Origin of the sequence: Aliiglaciecola lipolytica (assembly GCF_018860635.1) — a bacterium.
GTDB classification, from domain to species: Bacteria; Pseudomonadota; Gammaproteobacteria; order Enterobacterales; family Alteromonadaceae; genus Aliiglaciecola; species Aliiglaciecola lipolytica_A.
This window is the reverse complement of record NZ_JAHKPT010000034.1, coordinates 1-1256: the sequence shown is the minus strand read 5'-3', so window position 1 is coordinate 1256 and position 1256 is coordinate 1. Positions and strand designations below refer to the sequence as shown.

Genomic DNA, 1256 nt, shown 5'->3' with positions numbered 1-1256 from the left:
CATCCTCCACTAGGGCTTCGATGGATGCTTTGAGCATGTTCTCATTTAGATAAAACCGAGAATGCTTGAGCAGTCTCAGAGCTAAATACCCGTAAGATAGTACGCGCCGGCTCGTGATGGTGTTTGCTTGGAAATGGCGGTGATAGCCCTGGGCTTCTGCCGCTTTACCCACACAGTATAGATAGAATTGTACCATCATGGCTAAGAGTAAAATGACTTGCAGACGTTTTTCACAGCGACTTAAACTACGGGATAATCCCAGTCCATAGTATTCATTTTTACAATCTCTAAACGATTCTTCAATGGCCATTCTACGTGAATATAAATGGACAAGCTTATTCGCTCCGAATTGATTTTGCGGAAGGTTGGAGACTAAGAACCAAGGCTCTTTGGCGGACTTGCTATGACGCTTATTAATATTGTCTTTGGTCACCACCCCTTTTCTATTTACATTATGTCGTTGTTTGTTTTTCCCTTTGAATAAAACGCCTCGACACGAATACTGACTTCTTTTCGATAAAGTACAAATGGGAAGCTCCATGGCCTTAGAAGAGGCTCGAGTATGATAATCACTTACGTAGCGCCATTGATTTTCCGTCGCCAATTTACATTTCACACTGCCGCGGGTTCTTGCCAACCAATACCAGTTGAGTCGGCTCACTTCCTTAAACCAAGGTATTTTAAACCCGGCATCTGTGCAAATAATCGGTTGGCAGTCACTCGGTAAGAGTTTAGCTAACCTAGCTAAAAAACGTTTCTGAATCACCGGCTGAGCATGTTGCTCCTCAGGATGGACCTCTTCATACAACGTAATCGCCCGACCTTTAATGGAGATAGCCGCTCTTAACATCACAAAGTTGTAGTTGTACACCGTTGACCAGTCAATATGAATTAACGGATGTTTTTCCGTGATAAACAAGTTTTGTATGATTTGATAATAGCGAGGAATAACCCGGTGTAGTCGAGGATTTCCCAACAGTCGGTCAATCCGTTTAATACTGTGCTTTTCAATGCCACCAGTGTCACAAGCCGCATTTCTTCCCATCGCTGTTAAGGTTAATTCAGAGCCATTTATGAGGCTTTTAGCAGCGGTAAACAGTGAGGTGGTAATACGCGGATCTAAAACGTTTGAATCTAAGGTAAATAAATCTGATAATAGCTTCATAGTGCTTGAGTTTGGTTATTTTTGTTTTGTGGTGAAATATATAATACCAAATTTCAAGCACTTACTTCTTTTTACTGTGGGGATTCTTCAG

The 1256-nt window shown here is 41.8% G+C and carries 1 protein-coding gene; it reads right to left on the bottom strand.

Going from position 1 to position 1256, the window contains the following annotated elements; translation table 11 throughout:
* The coding region (locus tag KO530_RS17950) for an IS4 family transposase (RefSeq protein WP_216049840.1) at window positions 1–1165 on the bottom strand (1165 nt) is incomplete at its 3' end.
* Window positions 1166–1256 lie beyond the last annotated feature (91 nt).